At 36.9% G+C, this 16,651-nt stretch carries 18 protein-coding genes and 1 pseudogene; 13 read left to right on the forward strand and 6 right to left on the reverse strand.

From position 1 onward, the window contains the following. Window positions 1-72: 72 nt before the first annotated feature. From ACEWFJ_RS04880 to ACEWFJ_RS04890, 3 genes are all read right to left on the reverse strand, one after another. Complete coding sequence (locus ACEWFJ_RS04880) at window positions 73-1,218, reverse strand: glycosyltransferase family 4 protein (protein ID WP_473690753.1); 1,146 nt, start codon at window positions 1,216-1,218, stop codon at window positions 73-75. A 73-nt stretch (window positions 1,219-1,291) separates the two neighbouring features. Beyond that, entirely contained in the window at window positions 1,292-1,834 is a 543-nt protein-coding gene (locus tag ACEWFJ_RS04885) for a phosphatase PAP2 family protein (protein ID WP_473690755.1), read from the reverse strand. 144 nt (window positions 1,835-1,978) lie between these two features. Further along, window positions 1,979-2,494 carry a gamma carbonic anhydrase gene (locus ACEWFJ_RS04890; RefSeq protein WP_473690757.1) on the reverse strand — a complete coding sequence of 172 codons (516 nt, stop codon included), beginning with the start codon at window positions 2,492-2,494 and terminating at the stop codon, window positions 1,979-1,981. A 74-nt stretch (window positions 2,495-2,568) separates the two neighbouring features. Between ACEWFJ_RS04890 and ACEWFJ_RS04895 the strand changes: the two are divergent. Both ACEWFJ_RS04895 and ACEWFJ_RS04900 read left to right on the forward strand, forming a co-directional pair. After that, window positions 2,569-3,359: pseudogene (locus tag ACEWFJ_RS04895) on the forward strand (lysophospholipase). 67 nt (window positions 3,360-3,426) lie between these two features. Next, window positions 3,427-4,488 carry a tetraprenyl-beta-curcumene synthase family protein gene (locus tag ACEWFJ_RS04900; protein WP_473692353.1) on the forward strand — a complete coding sequence of 354 codons (1,062 nt, stop codon included), beginning with the start codon at window positions 3,427-3,429 and terminating at the stop codon, window positions 4,486-4,488. 315 nt (window positions 4,489-4,803) lie between these two features. Here the strand turns inward: ACEWFJ_RS04900 and mnmM are convergent, their stop codons facing one another. Beyond that, complete coding sequence (gene mnmM, locus ACEWFJ_RS04905) at window positions 4,804-5,376, reverse strand: tRNA 5-(aminomethyl)-2-thiouridylate-methyltransferase MnmM (RefSeq protein WP_473690759.1); 573 nt, start codon at window positions 5,374-5,376, stop codon at window positions 4,804-4,806. Next, window positions 5,373-6,332 (reverse strand): tRNA modification radical SAM protein MnmL/YtqA, encoded by a 960-nt coding sequence (mnmL, locus tag ACEWFJ_RS04910; RefSeq protein ID WP_473690761.1) that lies wholly within the window; start codon window positions 6,330-6,332, stop codon window positions 5,373-5,375. Before mnmL ends, mnmM begins: the two co-directional genes overlap by 4 nt. Before the next feature lie 105 nt (window positions 6,333-6,437). On the opposite strand from mnmL, the gene ACEWFJ_RS04915 reads away from it, so the two are divergent. The 11 genes from ACEWFJ_RS04915 to ACEWFJ_RS04965 all read left to right on the forward strand — a co-directional run bounded on the left by ACEWFJ_RS04915 (window position 6,438) and on the right by ACEWFJ_RS04965 (window position 16,061). Then, entirely contained in the window at window positions 6,438-6,701 is a 264-nt protein-coding gene (locus ACEWFJ_RS04915; RefSeq protein WP_440602360.1) for a YtzC family protein, read from the forward strand. A gap of 17 nt (window positions 6,702-6,718) precedes the next feature. After that, window positions 6,719-6,868: a hypothetical protein gene (locus ACEWFJ_RS04920; RefSeq protein WP_003208774.1), complete on the forward strand. Its 150-nt coding sequence runs from the start codon at window positions 6,719-6,721 to the stop codon at window positions 6,866-6,868. A 313-nt stretch (window positions 6,869-7,181) separates the two neighbouring features. Further along, the gene (locus ACEWFJ_RS04925) at window positions 7,182-7,775 is read left to right on the forward strand and encodes a hypothetical protein (protein WP_473690765.1); all 594 of its coding nucleotides are present in this window, start codon (window positions 7,182-7,184) and stop codon (window positions 7,773-7,775) included. Between the two features lie 421 nt (window positions 7,776-8,196). Next, a complete protein-coding gene (locus ACEWFJ_RS04930; protein WP_473690767.1) occupies window positions 8,197-8,889 on the forward strand; it encodes a hypothetical protein in 693 nt (230 codons plus the stop codon). A gap of 196 nt (window positions 8,890-9,085) precedes the next feature. Then, window positions 9,086-9,847 (forward strand): ABC transporter ATP-binding protein, encoded by a 762-nt coding sequence (locus tag ACEWFJ_RS04935; RefSeq protein ID WP_473690769.1) that lies wholly within the window; start codon window positions 9,086-9,088, stop codon window positions 9,845-9,847. 16 nt (window positions 9,848-9,863) lie between these two features. Beyond that, window positions 9,864-11,714, forward strand: a complete 1,851-nt coding sequence (locus tag ACEWFJ_RS04940; RefSeq protein ID WP_473690771.1) for an FtsX-like permease family protein — start codon at window positions 9,864-9,866, stop codon at window positions 11,712-11,714. Between the two features lie 297 nt (window positions 11,715-12,011). Next, entirely contained in the window at window positions 12,012-13,508 is a 1,497-nt protein-coding gene (locus ACEWFJ_RS04945; protein ID WP_473690773.1) for an FTR1 family iron permease, read from the forward strand. 11 nt (window positions 13,509-13,519) lie between these two features. Beyond that, the gene (locus ACEWFJ_RS04950) at window positions 13,520-13,942 is read left to right on the forward strand and encodes a hypothetical protein (RefSeq protein WP_473690775.1); all 423 of its coding nucleotides are present in this window, start codon (window positions 13,520-13,522) and stop codon (window positions 13,940-13,942) included. Window positions 13,943-14,187: 245 nt separating this feature from the next. Further along, window positions 14,188-14,445, forward strand: coding sequence for a SunI/YnzG family protein (locus tag ACEWFJ_RS04955; protein WP_473690777.1), 258 nt, complete (start codon window positions 14,188-14,190; stop codon window positions 14,443-14,445). Window positions 14,446-14,709: 264 nt separating this feature from the next. Continuing rightward, the gene (locus ACEWFJ_RS04960; protein WP_473690779.1) at window positions 14,710-15,171 is read left to right on the forward strand and encodes a DUF2231 domain-containing protein; all 462 of its coding nucleotides are present in this window, start codon (window positions 14,710-14,712) and stop codon (window positions 15,169-15,171) included. 362 nt (window positions 15,172-15,533) lie between these two features. Then, complete coding sequence (locus ACEWFJ_RS04965; RefSeq protein ID WP_473690781.1) at window positions 15,534-16,061, forward strand: isochorismatase family protein; 528 nt, start codon at window positions 15,534-15,536, stop codon at window positions 16,059-16,061. A gap of 179 nt (window positions 16,062-16,240) precedes the next feature. Here ACEWFJ_RS04965 and ACEWFJ_RS04970 read toward each other — a convergent pair whose 3' ends face one another. Next, complete coding sequence (locus ACEWFJ_RS04970; RefSeq protein WP_473690783.1) at window positions 16,241-16,642, reverse strand: hypothetical protein; 402 nt, start codon at window positions 16,640-16,642, stop codon at window positions 16,241-16,243. Window positions 16,643-16,651 lie beyond the last annotated feature (9 nt).

Genomic DNA, 16,651 nt, shown 5'->3' on the forward strand with positions numbered 1-16,651 from the left:
CAAGACAAAGAGAGGTTATACTATGACGTAGGACCTCTCTTTCTATATTTTGTACGATATAGAAGTTGCACTTTAAGCTAGCATTTCTGTTTTTCGATTTTGAATGACATCATCATAATGCATGAGTAAATCACCGAAAATTTCATCCCAGCTTTGTGCTAAAGCATAGTTTCTACCTTGTTGACCCATGTATTCACGTTTCTCTTTCTGATCAAGCAATGTGTAAATAGAAGATAAAAAAGAGTCCGTTTGTTTCGGCTTACAAAGAAATCCTGTTGTTTCATGCGTAATAATGCTTTTCACACCGCCTGCATTTGCGCCGATCACTGGTGTGCCGCATGCGAGGGATTCTAAGACGACATTTCCGAATGTTTCTGTTGCAGAAGGGAATACCATAACATCTGAACAAGCATATGCTTCAGCTAACTCTTCTCCTTTTAAATACCCAGTAAATGTTACATTTTCTGTAATTGTTTCTTTTACTTCGTCAGCGAGAGGGCCATCACCCACAATCATCCAATGAACATCGTTTTTTCGTTCTTTCGTTGTTTTTTGGATTAATGCTAGCAATGTTTCGATATCTTTTTCAGGAGCTAAACGTCCAACGTAAGAGAGGATATATGGCGATGTAATGTTATATTTTTTTCGAAATACGTCCTGATTATAATGAGGATGGAATAGATTGCAATCTACCCCGCGGCTCCATAAGTATAAGTCTTGGAAGCCTTTTTTCTGTAATTGATGCATCGTTTCAAAAGAAGGTACGAACGTTTTTTGCAGGGAACTATGAAACCATTTTAAATAGTTCCATAACATATTGGAGAAAAATTCAATTTTATAATATTGCAAATAAGCATCAAAATCTGTGTGATACGAACCGACAAGAGGGATATTTAGTTTTTTGGCGTAATACATGCCGCAAAGTCCCATGTTAAACGGCGTTGCGACATGTATTATATCTGGTTGAAATTGAAATAGTTCTTTTTTGATGAAACGTGGATTTGGAAATGCGAATCGGCACTCTGGATACAAGAGTTTAAGTGGAATACTTTTTATTTTATTGACGTTGGTAACAAAATTATCTTCCGCTGCATGCTGCGGTGCAAATACTGAATAAGAGATATTTTGCTTTTGCAAATACTGTGTAAAGCGATCAAGTGTTTTCGCAACGCCGTTCACTTGCGGTGTAAAAGTATCTGTAAAGATGGCAATTTTCATCAAATCCCCTCCTTCTTCTATCCCGCTATTAACAGGCAGTAAGACCCCCACCTCAAGGTTCAGAAGTTTCACTTTATATGAAAAGTGGAATGAATTGATAGTAAGAAACAATGCCGGACATTGTTCCGAGGCACATGCCAACAAGTACATCAGATGGATAGTGTAAACCGAGATAAATGCGTGAAATGCCCACGCTAATCGCTATTGGAAGTAGCAAGAATGTCATACTTGGCTCATATAATAAAAAAGGAATAATAACAGAAAAGATAGCAGTCGTGTGTCCTGATGGAAAAGAATGGTCTACTAATGGATTTGTTGGATACTTTGCATTAAGAATTGTTAAATAAGGCCGTTTTCTTGGATAAAACTTTTTTAAAATTTGCACAGGTATATGGCTAATCGCAAGGGAAATAGCACTTGCAATTGATGCGTCGTGTAAAGATCCGCTTGTGAAAAAAAGTAAGAATAGAACGAGGGAAATCGTAACGGTAGCACCGCCCATATGTGTAATGGTTCGAAAAAAGATGTTTAATGTTTTACGTTCAAAATAGCGATTAATTCCTTTGAAGATGTAGCACTCTATTTTATATAAGGAGCTGCTGGAACGAGTTTTCATGAAAAATTCTCCTCCTCACTACATATATATTTAAAGATTTACTTTTATTTTAATAAGATTTTATTGAGGGAATAATAAGATTTTGTAAAGAAAACGTAGAGTTTTGCAAAGAAAAAGCTGCCTGTATAGTGGCAGCTAAAAAAATCATTTTGTTTGTAAACTTTTATAATATTGTCCTTTTTCGACGTATTGGCGACGGATGCGAGCCATATCTTTACGGTCTTCATCCGTTAACTCACGAATAACTTTGGCAGGGCGGCCGAATGCAAGTGTATTTGGCGGGATTTTCTTTCCTTGTGGCACTAAACTGCCAGCACCAATAAATGCACCTTCACCAATTTCAGCTCCGTCTAAAATAATGGACCCCATGCCGATTAAAGCGTCTTTTTTCACTGTGCAGCTATGTAAAATGACTTGATGTCCAATTGTTGCATCATCTTCTAAAATAAGCGGATATTCCGGGCTTTGGTGAAGTGTACATTGATCTTGTACATTGACCCGGTCTCCGATAATGGTTGGAGAAACATCTCCGCGAATGACAGTGTTAAACCAAATGCTTGATTCTTCACCAATTGTTACATCACCTGTAATTGTGACATAGTCAGCGATAAACGCGCTATTAGCAATTTTCGGATTTTTGTCTTTGTAAGGATAAATCATATAAGTAGCCTTCCTCTCCTAGAAACTAATATAAGTGTAGCAAATTATGAAGCAGAGTGAAACGGAGGAGTTTTATGTGGAATTATGAAGCGGAAGAGGCGAAAGCTGTTATAGTTATGGTACACGGTGCGATGGAGCATCATGGCCGTTACGAGGCACTTGCAGAAATGTGGCGGCATATTGGTTTTCACGTGGTGATGGGGGATTTACCGGCGCACGGAACAACTTCAAGAAATAGAGGACATATTACTTCATTTGATGAATACATAGAAGAAGTAAAGACATGGATTAAAGAAGCGAGAAAATACTACTTGCCTATTTTTCTATATGGACATAGTATGGGGGCTTAACGGTCATTCGTGTGATGCAAGAAACGAAAATGGATATGCAAGGAGTAATCTTAACTTCGCCATGTTTAGGGGTTGTAGCAAATCCTAAAGTACCGCTTCAGGCCATTATAAAAGTGTTGAATGTTGTTGCACCGAAGATGCAGTTTAATTCAAATATTACAGTTGAAATGGCAACGCGTAATCATGAAATTCGTGATGCGATGGAAAATGACTCATTGTTCTTGCGCAAAGTATCAGTTCGTTGGTATAGTGAGTTAATTAAAGCTATAGAAATCGCCCATGAAAAACGCGATGAGTTTCCAGATGTACCACTCTTGCTAATGCAGGCATGTGAGGATAAACTTGTAGATAAAACACGTGTCCGCAAATGGTTTGATAATCTGAAAATTAGTGACAAAGCATACAAGGAATGGCCAAATTGCTATCATGAGCTATTTAATGAGTATGAAAAAGATGACGTTTTCGCATATGCAAAATCATTTGTAGAAACACATTTAATTCAGAAAGACAAATAAACAGATGAAATTCGTAATACATTTAGAACATGTTTGACCATATTCATTAGAGGAGATGAAGAAAGAAGTGAAAGTACCGAGTAACCCCATAACGCTCATGGCGAAAGTATACCGAGATGTGTTTCCGGTCGTACACCATGAGCTCGCAAACTGGAAAGAACGCGCCTATCATATTCCGAATGATGAACTTCATAATCAAGCGTTAGCGAGTATTGAACATAAAACGTTTCACTGTGAAGGCGGTGGGATTTTAGCACTGCTTGCTCATGAACATCGTGAGGAATGTATTCGATTTATTGTAGCGTATCAAACGATTAGTGATTACTTGGATAATTTATGTGATCGCAGCACATCGCTTGATCCGAATGATTTTGCGGCGCTTCATGAATCGATGCTTGCGGCGCTAACGCCAGGAAGTGAAGGAAGCAATTATTATCGATACCGTGATGATCAAGATGATGGCGGTTATTTAGATGAACTTGTAGAAACGTGTCAGGACGTGCTTACAAAAACGAAGCATTATAACAAGATTGCACCAATTCTTCATGAGCTTGCTTGTTATTATTGTGATTTACAAATTCATAAACATGTAAAGCTAGAAGAGAGAGAAGAGCGCTTAAAAACGTGGTTTGCAACGCATCGTGAAAATGTACCACCGATGAGCTGGTTTGAATTTTCCGCATGCGCAGGCTCAACGCTCGGTATTTTCTGTCTTGTAGCGTATGCGTTCCACGATGAATTAACAGACGAAGATATTATGAAAATTAAGCAAGGATATTTTCCGTATGTACAAGGATTGCATATTTTACTTGATTATTTCATTGACCAAGAAGAAGACCGCATTGGCGGAGATTTAAATTTTTGTAGTTATTATGAGAATAAAGAAGCAACACTTGAGAGGTTGAAACATTTTGTGATGGAAGCGGAAAAAAGTTTGGAACAAATCCCGCATATGAAGTTTCATCGCCTCATCAGCCGTGGGCTGCTTGGTATATATTTATCAGACCAAAAAGTGTCGCAGCAAAAAGAAATGCAGCAGATGGCACGGCGTATTGTGAAATATGGGGGTCTTACTTCGCGCTTTTTCTATTGGAATGGGAAGATGTATCGAAAGAAAATGGCGCAGTGATAGAAAAAGCCGCTCTTTATACTGTTGTATAAAGAGCGGCTTTTTTGCTTCTTTATACGTGCATACTGCACGTATTTTTGTGGGGTATTCACGTCGAATTTTGTAGAACGGTCTTTATCCCGCATTAACGGGCAGTAAAGGCTGGAGAAGAGCGGGAAAGAAAACTGCCCGTAAAAGCCCGATTGGTGAGAGCTTTCCATCAGTGAGAAAAGCGTCACTGATGGAAGTTTCACTTTATATTCTGTCGAAGCGCCGATATATGATGAGAAACGGTCGATATATTTCAAAAAGCGCCGATATATATGACGAGACGCTTTATCTTTTTTCAATCGCAATAATAAATGGCGGGTTATTTTGTTGGTTCATAAATTCGTACTTCAGTACATGCGCTTCTTTTTGATCCAGCTCTTGTGCAAATTTCACAACAGCATCGCGTTCGACTTGTCCTTCTGGATGTCCGTGATAGATGACGAGAACGATGATTCCTTCCGGTGCCATTACTTTTAATAACTGCTGGATGGCAGAAAGAGTTGAGTTCGGTTTTGTGACGATGCTTTTGTCACCGCCAGGAAGGTAGCCTAAGTTAAAGATGGCCCCTGTTACTTTTCCTTTTGCATCCTCTGGTAATATGTCTGCTAATGTATCGTGGCTATCATGAATAAGAACGGCACGCTCAGCTAGTCCTTTTTCTTGTAGACGCGCGGCTGAATTTGTGATTGCCTCTTCTTGAATGTCGAAGCCAAATACTTTGCCGTTCTCTCCAACAAGTTCTGCTAAAAAACATGTATCATGACCGTTGCCAAGCGTTGCATCAACGGCATAATCTCCTTCTTTCACTGCTCGCTCTAGCAGCGTGCGTGCAAAAGGTAAGATGCGTTCTAATTTCATACTTCCGTCACCTCATTTGCATATTTGCCTTGCCAACTGCCGCGGCGTACAAATTCAGCATCAATTGCATTTAATACTTCCCACTTGTTCAAGCTCCACATCGGACCAATCATTAAGTCGGGCGGACCGTCACCTGTGATGCGGTGCACAATGACATCTGATGGAATGATTTCAAGCTGATCAACAACAAGGTTTACGTAATCTTCAAGAGAAAGGAATTCTAATTGTCCTTTTTCATATTGTTTTACCATCGGCGTTCCCTTCAATAAATGAAGCAAATGAATTTTAATACCTTGAATATCAAGCTTTGCGACTTCGCGCGCTGTTTCCATCATCATGTCATAGTCTTCAAGCGGAAGACCGTTAATGATATGTGAACATACGTTAATGTCATGCTTACGAAGTTTATTTACACCCTCTACGTAAGATGGATAATCATGAGCACGGTTAATAAGAAGTGCTGTACGTTCATGCACAGTTTGTAAGCCAAGCTCTACCCAAAGGTACGTACGCTTATTTAAGTCAGCTAAATATTCGACAACATCATCTGGTAAGCAGTCTGGACGAGTTGCGATAGAAAGACCGACAACACCTTCTTCTTTTAAAAGAGGTTCGAATTTTTCTTTTAACACTTCAACGGGAGCGTGTGTATTCGTATAAGCTTGGAAATATGCAATACATTTGCCATCTTTCCATTTCGTATGCATTTTCTCTTTCATTTCATGATATTGCGTAACAACATCATCACGGCGGTCTCCAGCAAAATCACCAGAACCAGCCGCGCTACAAAATGTACAGCCGCCGTATGCGACCGTGCCGTCACGGTTTGGACAATCGAAGCCAGCATCTAAGGAAACCTTAAAGATTTTCTCACCAAAATGTCCGCGCAAGTGATAGTTCCATGTATGATAACGTTTATTGTCATTTGAATATGGGAAAGGATTTTGAGCCTTCATATTATGCCTCCTCAATGATATGAGCAAAAATCATTATAACATACTCATAAGCTTCAGATGGAAGGGATAGACTAATGGAGAAATGAAAGGCAAGGAGGAAACATGATGGCAGAGCGTAGCGCAATTGAACGATGCATGAATGAAGCAGAACAGGCGATGGAATACGCAAAACAACAACTAGAATGTGGTATGAGACAAGAACATTACAATAAGATGAATTATTCAGATGCACAGCTCCAATTGGAAAAAGCTTATACAGAAATTGAAACAATGGAGCACTTTGCAACTGCTGAGCAGCGCGATCAATTATATCGTGCTCGTCTTGCAGTTCAACAACTGCGGCATCAAATGATCACTACACCGCACTAATAAGGAGTGAAAGATAAATGGCAAAACGTTCTGATCAAAATAACCCAGAGCAAAAAACACAAAATGGACATAATGCCGAGTTTTCAAATGAATTAGATCCAGTGGTGCAAGCGAAGCAAAGAAATCGTAAAAAAGGGCAACCACAAAAATCAAAGCAATCAGAGTAAGCCAGGTCGAAGTATGACCTGGTTTTTATTTTTTATCCCGCTATTTTAGGGCAGTGAGACCCCCACCTCAAGATTGAGAGAAAAGCGAAGAAGATAGGTGAGGAATAACTGCTAGCATGTGCCTGATTGGGCGGGCTAACCATCAGTGGAGGATGAAGTAACCCCCATTGATGGAAGTTTCACTTTATTGCATCTTGTATTGTGTCAGGACCCCTATTATTTTTTTGTACTTTTTAAAAGTTAAGGAAAAGTTAAGGAACATGTCCGATAATTCCACTTGTAACGTCATTACGTATTTTAGGAGGAACTTCAAATGAAACTAAGATCAAGTTTGATTGCACCTATTTTAGCAGCGACAATATTGACTCCAGCATCTGGAAGTGCAGTAATGAATCATTCCAATACATCTAACAAATCAGCTACACATGAAACAGCGGAACATCACCATAAAGGTAACCATGAGAAGGAGCTTACGAATATCATTAATCAATACGCTTCTTCTGATTTGAAAACTAAACTTACACAAGATTTAGCAACACATAAAAACTTAGAGCAACAATTGCACAAAACAGCTGGTTTCCAAAAACAAGAGGCACAAGAGAAGGCACAACGAAAAGCTTTTTACGAAGCTCATAAACAAGAAATTAATTCTATTAAACAACAAGTAAAAGATGGGAAATTAACAAAAGAACAAGCGCATAAGCAATTAGAAGCGATATTTGGAAAACACGAAGATAAAGATCATGATAAAGGTAAAGAACAAGGCGAACGTGGTATTCAAAAAGAATTGAAAGCAGCTGTTCAAAAGAAAGACAAAACAGCTATTAATGCTGCATTAGAAAAATTTGATCAACAATTACAAAATTCTAATCAGAAATTACAACAAGAAATTAATGCTAACAAATAAGATGAATTTGAACAAAAAGGCGGCTGATCTCAGCTGCCCTTTTGTGTTGCAGCTCATACACAGAAAAAACAAAGCCCTCGTAAGGAGAGCATATCATTGTTAGAGTGGCTTTTATTTTAAAAAGGATAAAATGAAAAAAGCTGAGCTCATGTAAGCTCAGCTTTTTTATATTATACATGGTAATATGTGGTATATTTAGTGTGGAGAGAAATATTGACATGCTTGAGTTTTTTATAAAGTGAAACTTCCATCAGTGGGGGGCTTTATCCCCCACTGATGGTTAGTTGAACCAATCGGGCTTTTACGGGCAGTTATCACCCACCTATCTTCTTTGCTTCTTTCTCAATCTCGAGGTGGGGGTCTTACTGCCCGTTAATGCGGGATACAACACGACGGAGAAAATAAAGGGAAGGAAATAGAGATGAAAAATACTATAGAGACAAGAACTAATAATGTACAGGAGAAACTCAATGTATTTGGAAGTAAATCTTTTTCACAACCAGTTATTGCCGAAAGTGTCCGTGTGAAAGGTGTTGCATCTTTTAAAAAAGATGTACAGGCTAATGAATTTAGTATAATCGGGGACTGCGTCATTCGAGGAAGTTTAATTGCTAAAAGTTTTAGTAATTCTGGTACATGCAAGATTGAAGGGGTATCTCAAATTAACGAAATAAAAAACACCGGTAGTTGTAAATTAGGAAAAATACAGGCAAAACATATACACTCATCGGGTACTTTATCGATAAAGGAAGATGTGTGTGCTGAAACACTTACAGTGCAAGGGGCTGTTCGAGTAAATGGAAATCTACAAGCAAAAAAGATTGAAATAGGATTTATAGCACCTAGTGAATTGCAAAATGTTGAAGGGGATATAATCAGCTTAGCGCCATCTCGTAAATTTATATCTCTTACAAGTTTCATCCCAGGCATAAAGAAAAGAATTGCTTGTAAAACGATAAAAGGAAACGACATCACTTTAAGTAAAACAGATGTATCAATTGTGTCTGGTCGTCATATAAAAATCGGTCCAGACTGTAATGTGGGTGAAGTTGAATATAGCGGTACATTACATGTAGATCCAAGTGTGAGCGTTGGAAAGATCACACGGTTGTAATGTCACTTTATTACGTGAAATGAAAATATATATCTTAAAATAACAAGCGGCTCCATATGCTACGTGTTTACATGTAACATATGGAGCCGTTTTTGTATATGACAAAAATGTAAGATAAATGTAAGTTTAATCAATGGCAGATTATGCTTGAAAAGAGCAAAATAGGAACAGGAAAACAAAGCACAGGAGGGTATATATGAAAGCACCAGTTGTAGACGTAAAAAATGTTCAAAAAGTATACGGTAAAAAGGGTGAAAGCCAGTCACATGCATTAAAAGGCGTATCATTCTCCATTCAAGAGGGTGAATTTGTTGGGATTATGGGACCATCTGGTTCTGGTAAAACCACTTTATTAAATGTCATTTCAACATTAGATAAAGCGACGGATGGTATTGTTGAAATTGCTGGTACGGATATTACGAAAATGAAGCAAGGGGAACTATCTGATTTTCGTTCACAAAAACTAGGATTCATTTTCCAAGACTTTAATTTATTAGAGAATCTATCAATCTATGAAAATATTGCTTTGCCACTTTCTTTGCAAGGCGTTTCTTCTAAAAAGATTGGTCCAAAAGTAGAAAAGGTAGCGGAAATGTTAGGGATTTCAGCAATTCTTCAAAAATACCCTTCAGAAGTTTCAGGCGGGCAAAAACAGCGTTCAGCAGCAGCGCGTGCGCTTGTACATGAACCGGCAATTATTTTAGGGGATGAGCCAACAGGAGCGCTTGATTCTAAAAACGCAACAAGTCTTTTAGATGCGATGACAAGCTTAAATGAAGAACAAGGTGTTTCTATCATGATGGTTACACATGATCCGTATAGTGCAAGTTATTGCCAACGTATTTTATTTATTCAAGACGGAGAGTTATATAAAGAAATTCACCGCAAGGGTGCTCGTGAAGAATTCTATAAAGAAATTTTAGATGTGCTTGCTGATTTAGGCACACAAAAAGCGTAAGAAAGGAGGTTCAATCATGTTATTTAAGCTTTCTATGTCGGGGCTGAAAAGTAAGTTAAAAGACTATATCGTCTTACTTGTTGGTCTTGTTATGTCGATTTCTATTTTTTATATGTTCCAAACGTTAGCGACAAATAAAGCGTTTCTTGAATCAAATTCTGTTATTGCATCAATTGCATTTGTCTTTCAAGCAGGTTCATTTTTATTAGCTATTATTACATTCTTCTATATTTTATATGCGAACTCATTCTTACTATCCCTTCGTCAAAAAGAGTTTGGAATGTATATGATGTTAGGAGCGAAAAAACATAAGATTACATTGCTTATGTTTATAGAAACAATTGTAATAGGAGTAGCGTCTCTTGTGATTGGGATTGCAGTCGGTATAGGACTGGCGCAAGGAATTGGGCAGCTGCTTATGAAACAGATTGAATTTACTGCAAGTGGTTATAAAGCATTTTATGTTCCATCGATGACTGTTACGTGTATTTTCTTCTTTGCATTATTTGTGTTATCCGCAATTATGAATAGTATTAAACTATCACGTATTTCAGTATTACAGCTTGTGCATGCAGATGCGCAAACAGAGCGGGTTGCTGTAAAAGGAAAAATGACTGGTATCGTAGCATTTCTTGCGATTATTTTATTAGCAATCGGCTATGCTTCTATGATTTATATGGACAAGTTACAACAATTTGGTATCATCATTGCGCTCATTACAATAACATCAGGAACGTATATGTTATTTGCTTCTGTTCTTCCGCTTATTATTAAAAAGCTGAAAAGTAATAAAAAACGAAGCGAAAAAGGGCTTAACGCATTTACATTTGCCCAGTTAAATTTCCGTATTAACAGCTTAACGAGAGTGTTAGCAACAGTAGCGATGTTAGTTGCTCTTGGTGCAGGTGCCATTTCTGGCGGTATGGCTTTTAAAAATAATGTCACGCTGACAGTTGATGGCTTTGCAATATATGATGTAGCTATTCATAATCCAACAGCAGAAGAGAAGAAAATTTTAGACAGTATTACATTCAATGAGAAAAACGAATATCGTTATAAAGTTGATGATAAATTTGTTTACTATTTAAAAGAGGATTTAGAAAAAAATCCCCCGTTAGTACATGAAGGTAAAGGGAAAGAAAGCTTTGGTAAATTTAAACGCGTTTCAGGAGAGCTTCCTGTAGGTGCTATTTCTAGTCATGGTCAAGAAAAAACGGAGAATACAGCGGTAATTCCCGAAAAATGGGCAGAGGCTTTAGGAAGTATCCAGCCATTCTACTTATATCGCGACCACACTATAAGAATTGTTGATCAAAAGATGTACAATGAAGTACAAGGAAACGAAGGAATTGCCTTCATTGGAAAAACAGATAATTTTATAGCATATAAAGATGAATGGAAAAAACTTGATGAGTTAGAGTTAGCGAAATATAAAGATGTAAAAGGTGATGATTTAGCAACGAAATATGCGATGTATACAGGGTTTTACAGTATTGCGAGCGGAACTGTATTTATGGGCTTCTTCCTAGGAATTGCGTTCTTAGCAATGATGGCAAGTTGCTTAATGTTTAAGATTCTTTCTGGTGCATCAAAAGATATTACACGTTATAACATGCTTCGTAAAATCGGTGTGCGTCGTGAGTTATTAACCAAGTCCATTTATAAAGAGTTATTCTTAGTGTTCTTATTCCCGGCAATTGTGGGAATTGTACACGTGTTAATTGGGATGAAAATGTTCGGTTTTATTTTACTTGATCCGTACTTCCGTATTTGGCTTCCAATTGTTATCTTCGTAGTCATTTATACAATTTATTATTTCATTACCGTTCAATTGTATAAAGGGATTGTTTTGCCGAAAGAAGAATAGAATTTGGAAAATACCGAGCAGTGTATGCTCGGTATTTTTTTGTGTTATAACACATGATCATGGTAAATATGGGGGATTATGGATACTAAATAAACACTCTAATTGCGTGTTTCAAATAGAAATATTTTTCTTTAATCATGTGGTAATTTTATGCAGAGGATAAATGCAAAGAATATTATTGACATTCAAAATATAAAACCCTATAATTTTGTTAGTGATTTAAATGATAATGATTTTCAATGTTATTTGCATTACATTTAATGGAAAATTGTTGGTATATAGAAATGAGGGGTTAACATGAGGTGGAAAGTACATACCTTTTTACTAATTGTGTTATTAGGTTTCATAAGTTTGCCATTCCGTGGGTTTGCTGCAACAGCGGCAGATGATTTAGGAAAAGCAAATAAATCCGTTATACAAGCACTTCAGCTTGTACAAGAAGGGGATATAAATGGAGCTTCCAAACAATATGAAGCCTTTAGGTCGACATGGCTTTCCGTTGAGGATGGAATCAAAAAACAATCTTCAGAAGCGTATCGCGATATTGAAGATGCAATGGGGCAGGTGCAATTTGCGTTTGCTCAACAACCAGCAAATAAAGAAAAAGTAGAGACCGCACTTCAAAATTTAAAGGACGTAGATGATAAATTTATTGCCGGTAAGTTCTCTGCTACATCTACTCAAAAAGACGAGGGAAATACAAAAAAAGCGGATGTGGCTAGTTTGATTACCCTTTTAGATGATTCGCTTTCCAAAATCGACAAACATGACATTGAAGGAGCGAAAAAGGATATTGAGACATTCCGTTCCTCATGGTTGGATGTAGAGGGCGTAGTGTTGACGCAGTCTTCCAAAATATATGGAGATGCTGAGCGTGACATGGTTACTTCGTATGCTATGCTTTCTTCCGATTCTCCTGATATAGAAGGGGCTAAAAAAACAATCGAAGACATGCGAAATTACTTAGCGCCGCTTGTTCAGAAAACGAGCTACAACATGTTAGATGCGACTACTATTCTGTTACGAGAAGGATTAGAAGGGCTATTGGTCGTTGTAGCGTTGCTCGGTTTCTTGAAAAAGGCTGGGCATGAAGAAAAGAGCAAATGGATTTGGATTGGTGTTGGAGCAGGGCTTGGCGTCAGTATCATTCTTGGTGTGATTGTAAATCTGCTCTTCTCCGCAGGAGCATTTGGGAATAATAACTTCCTCATTGCTGGATGGACGGGAATATTTGCTGCGGTGATGCTAATGTACATGAGTTACTGGCTTCATAGTAAATCCAGTATCGCGGAGTGGCAACGGTATATTCGTACCCAAAGTACAAAAGCATTGGATACGGGAAGTCTATGGTCATTAGCAATCCTGTCATTCCTTGCAGTGTTTCGTGAAGGAACAGAAACTGTATTATTTTTCATTGGTATGGCATCTTCCATTAAAATATCAAGTCTGCTAATAGGTATTGCACTTGGAGCTTTTATACTCATTATCCTATCGTATTTAATTTTAAAGGTAGGCTTGAAAATTCCGATGCGTCCATTTTTCTTAGTTTCAAGTATTCTCATGTTTTACTTATGCTTTAAATTCACAGGAATGGGTATTCATGGCTTGCAACTTGCTGGATTATTGCCAGCTACGCACCTTTCAATCCCAACTATAGACTTTTTCGCGATTTATCCATCATGGGAAAGTACGATCCCACAAGTAATTCTTCTTGTTGCTGCGGTAATACTTGCAGTATGGAATAAGAAAAAAGATACAAAGTTAGAATCACAACAACAAAAACAGGCTCAATAGGAGGAAACAATATGAAATCTCGCAAACTAATTTTACCGGTTATAGTAGCAACTTCTCTAGCATTAGGGGCTTGCGGAGCGCAAGGAGAAAAGAAAGCCGAAAGTACGAAAACTACGGAGCAGGCGTCTGAGAAAAAAACAGTTTCTATTGCTGATGGAGCAACTAGCATGAAACAAACAGTGAGCGATTTGAAAGCTCAATTACAGGCAAATGATGCTGCCAAAGTAAAAGGCGATGCAGAACAACTAGAGAAAACATGGCAAACATTTGAAGATTCAGTAAAAGAAAAGAATGCTGATTTATATGAAAAACTAGAAACACCGCTTCATACAATCGAAGCAGGTGCAAAAGCTGAACCACTTGATGTACAAACTCTAAATAAAGCAGCGGAAGATTTAGATACTGTGTTAACTGAAGTAGGAAAACTAAAATAAGAATACAAAAAAAGCATCTTATCGAATAAGGTGCTTTTTTGATTTTGCTTAATGGCTGGAAGCGCCCTGGATTCATTTTTATCTTTCTAACTATTAGTTCTATATGATCAATTTCCATGTTAAAGGTAATTAGATTTTTCATTGTATAAGAAAAAGATTTTGGAAATAAAAACATGCAATGATAAATAAAGGAATTCTCTTTATAATGAAATTGAAAAGAAATTACAGGGGAAGGTTCTGATCATATGTTTACGGTAGGGATTGATGTTAAAAAAACAGAAAAAGAATTAATTATTAAGTGGCAGCTTGCAACGGTCAATATTCCATTGGAAGAAATTATTGAAATTACCGAAGATGATACTTACGGTGGCGAAAAAGCTGATGCAATTCGAATAGGTGCACCATATGGTACAACGAATCGGATTTTAATTAAAACGAAAAAACAAAATTACATATTGTTTACGACTAATATATCTAAAATTTTAAATGAAATACATTCATGAAAAACAAAAAGGCTATCTGTTCTCGATACTCAGTCGGGGTGGCAGATAGCCTTTTTGTTTGATATATAGGCAATAGTTTTAGCTGTTAAAACTTAGCTTGATGGCAATGCGGTGAGGCACTAAGGCACAGACCGCTTTGATAAGTTAATTTATTATGATTAAAAAAGCTATTTTCGTCAAAAATATGAATTGTATTTTTAAAGAAATTTTAAAAATTAAATAATAGAATTATTGATATACATTTTTTCTAGAGGAGGAAAAAAGATGTTTCAGGAAGTGTTTTCTCATATTCACCCCATCATGGTACATTTTCCTATTGTGTTAATTATTATGGCTACGTGTTACGACTTATTTTGGATTATAACGCATCGGGAGCTTTCGCCTAGAAAGGGTTATTGGCTATGGATGCTTGCTTTTATTTTTGCTTGGATTGCGGTTGGCACAGGTCCAGAAGAGGATGCGAGAGGAAATACGAATATTTTCGAGTATCATCAAAACTTAGCGGATCTTACTACTATATTGGCGTTTCTTGTAGTTGCTTTCCGTACGTTCTTCATTATTAAAAGGAAGGAATTTCAAAAATCTATACTGGTTGTGTATTGTTTGCTTTCAGTAATATGTTCTGTTGCGATTCTGTCTGTAGGGTATTTTGGTGGAAAAATGGTTTATGATCAGGGAGTGGGCGTAAAAGTGAATGATAAATATGTAAACCCTCCAAAACCGTGAAATTTTCATCATCATAATTAAGTAATGCTGGCTGTTTCTCATTATGTAAATGGTTCTTTTGAGGAACTAACAATATATCGTTCAAAACCGACATATCTACTATAGTTAGCATTTTTGGGAGAGCGGGCTCACACGCTCTCTTTTTTAGCTTGACCCCGCATTAACGGGCAGTAACCCCCACCTCAAGATGGAGAGAAAAGCGAAGAAGATAGGAGGGGGATAACTACCCGTAAAAGCCTGATTGGTTCAACTACCCATCAGTGGGAGATGAAGAAAACCCCCACTGATGGGAGTTTCACTTTATAGTGTCCAACTCAATAAGTGATATAATGAAAAAGAAACAAATAGGATGTGAAACGATAATGAAGCAAGCTTTAGTTGTTATTGACATGCAAGAAATCTTTTTTAATGAACCGCAAAACTTTTTATATGACAAGGAACATGTAGTTGAAAATATAAACGAATTAATCACAAAAGCTCATGAGAAAAATATCCCAGTTATCTTCATTCAACATACGAGCGCAGAGGAAACAGATGAACTGTTTGAAGAGAAAGATGAGTGGCAATTACATAAGGGGCTAGTGAAAACTCCTTCAGATAAAGTTATTCAAAAAACGAAATGGGATTCATTCTATCAAACAGAACTATTAAACTACTTAAAAGAGAAAGAAATTGAACAAATTATTTTTGCAGGTGCGCAAACTGAATTTTGTTTGGACACTACAATTCGAGCTGCGTATAGCTTAGGTTATCAAAATAACATTCTTTATAAAAATACACATAGTACATTAACGAGTACAGTATTAGAAGCGCAAACTATTATTAACCATCACGAGAATATTTGGAATAACCGATTTTTGAAAATTGTAGAATTAGATACAGTGCTATGAATAAAAGCTAGGAAACTATTCATTTGTTTTATTGAATTTTTTCCTAGCTTTTTCTTCTTTTAAATCACGGATTTCGTCTTTTAATTCATTTATAGATTCTCTCAGTTCTTTAATTTTTTGCGCTAACTTAGAAGCATTATCTCTTCTATTTTCTCTTCTTTTTTCTAAATAACATAGATTTAACTTAAACTTCCGCCCGGTAAAGTAAAATGAAAATCATTCCCTATGCTTAATTGCCAGCCTTCAAAAAAGCTACTATCATGAAAAATATCTAAAAAGATATTTTTATCAAATTCAATCGTTAAATCGGAAATTGGTGAAAAATGATGTACCTTTTGTACCTTCCTATTTAGTAGTAGTTTTCTTGCGATTTTACGAAATCTGGATCCATCCGAATCTGTAAGTTCATACTCTGGTTTTCCTACTTGTACCTCACTATGATTTCTTATACGCCAAGCACATTCTACAGTTAAACACCCATCTTCAAATATGATGATAAGAGGAAGTTTTGTTTCAGGATTTATTTCTTTTACTGATTGACCAAGTAACTCTGAGAAATTGTGCTCACTTAGATTTTGCATATATAGCCT

Source organism: Bacillus sp. EA-CB0995 (genome assembly GCF_055814245.1).

Bases quoted from the DNA above. Each gene is read 5' to 3' on its own strand.
- ACEWFJ_RS04925 (WP_473690765.1), top strand. From the start codon at position 7,182: ATGAAACTAAGATCAAGTTTGATTGCACCTATTTTAGCAGCGACAATA.
- ACEWFJ_RS04945 (WP_473690773.1), top strand. From the start codon at position 12,012: ATGAGGTGGAAAGTACATACCTTTTTACTAATTGTGTTATTAGGTTTC.
- ACEWFJ_RS04890 (WP_473690757.1), bottom strand. From the start codon at position 2,494: ATGATTTATCCTTACAAAGACAAAAATCCGAAAATTGCTAATAGCGCG.
- ACEWFJ_RS04965 (WP_473690781.1), top strand. From the start codon at position 15,534: ATGAAGCAAGCTTTAGTTGTTATTGACATGCAAGAAATCTTTTTTAAT.
- ACEWFJ_RS04960 (WP_473690779.1), top strand. From the start codon at position 14,710: ATGTTTCAGGAAGTGTTTTCTCATATTCACCCCATCATGGTACATTTT.
- ACEWFJ_RS04930 (WP_473690767.1), top strand. From the start codon at position 8,197: ATGAAAAATACTATAGAGACAAGAACTAATAATGTACAGGAGAAACTC.
- ACEWFJ_RS04950 (WP_473690775.1), top strand. From the start codon at position 13,520: ATGAAATCTCGCAAACTAATTTTACCGGTTATAGTAGCAACTTCTCTA.
- ACEWFJ_RS04920 (WP_003208774.1), top strand. From the start codon at position 6,719: ATGGCAAAACGTTCTGATCAAAATAACCCAGAGCAAAAAACACAAAAT.
- ACEWFJ_RS04915 (WP_440602360.1), top strand. From the start codon at position 6,438: ATGGCAGAGCGTAGCGCAATTGAACGATGCATGAATGAAGCAGAACAG.
- mnmM (WP_473690759.1), bottom strand. From the start codon at position 5,376: ATGAAATTAGAACGCATCTTACCTTTTGCACGCACGCTGCTAGAGCGA.
- ACEWFJ_RS04880 (WP_473690753.1), bottom strand. From the start codon at position 1,218: ATGAAAATTGCCATCTTTACAGATACTTTTACACCGCAAGTGAACGGC.
- ACEWFJ_RS04885 (WP_473690755.1), bottom strand. From the start codon at position 1,834: ATGAAAACTCGTTCCAGCAGCTCCTTATATAAAATAGAGTGCTACATC.
- ACEWFJ_RS04955 (WP_473690777.1), top strand. From the start codon at position 14,188: ATGTTTACGGTAGGGATTGATGTTAAAAAAACAGAAAAAGAATTAATT.
- ACEWFJ_RS04940 (WP_473690771.1), top strand. From the start codon at position 9,864: ATGTTATTTAAGCTTTCTATGTCGGGGCTGAAAAGTAAGTTAAAAGAC.
- ACEWFJ_RS04935 (WP_473690769.1), top strand. From the start codon at position 9,086: ATGAAAGCACCAGTTGTAGACGTAAAAAATGTTCAAAAAGTATACGGT.
- ACEWFJ_RS04970 (WP_473690783.1), bottom strand. From the start codon at position 16,642: ATGCAAAATCTAAGTGAGCACAATTTCTCAGAGTTACTTGGTCAATCA.
- mnmL (WP_473690761.1), bottom strand. From the start codon at position 6,332: ATGAAGGCTCAAAATCCTTTCCCATATTCAAATGACAATAAACGTTAT.